Annotated in this window: 1 protein-coding gene; it reads right to left on the minus strand. The window is 65.3% G+C overall.

From position 1 onward, the window contains the following. Positions 1–264, minus strand: a 264-nt coding sequence (locus QZH66_RS15875; protein ID WP_305806861.1) for an acyl-CoA dehydrogenase family protein, incomplete at its 3' end; no start/stop codon positions are given. Positions 265–464 lie beyond the last annotated feature (200 nt).

Raw genomic sequence — 464 nt, forward strand, 5'->3', positions numbered from 1 at the left:
GGTGATGAAGGCGGTGGTCGATGGGTCGACGGCCGCCATTTCCTCGAACACCAGCGTGGCGTCGAGGCGGGGTAGCTGCAGGCCGCCGGCGGCCTCGGGTGCATACAGGCCGCAAAAACCCAGTTCGCCGGCCTTGGCAATCGCCTCTTTGGGGAAGATGCCTTCGGCGTCCCACAGCGCGGCGTGCGGCGCGAGTTCCGCCTGGGCAAAGTCGCGCGCCGTTTGGGCAAAGGCGCGTTGTTCTTCGGTGAGCTCAAAGTCCATGGTGTCTCGATGGCGTTGTAGTTATTGGGGCTCGTCGAACCGTGCGCATTAGGGCTTGGCGGGGCTGTCTGAGCTGAGCCAGCGCATCAGACCCTGGCGGCGTTGCTGCGTCAGGTTGGTCAAACATTCATGGTAAAGCCGTGGCCAGTCGGCCTGCGGCTCTGCGGCCCGCGTAGCCTGCTTGCAGCGCAGGGTGCGCT

The organism is Stenotrophomonas sp. YIM B06876 (assembly GCF_030711595.1).
In the GTDB taxonomy this organism is placed as follows: domain Bacteria; phylum Pseudomonadota; class Gammaproteobacteria; order Xanthomonadales; family Xanthomonadaceae; genus Stenotrophomonas.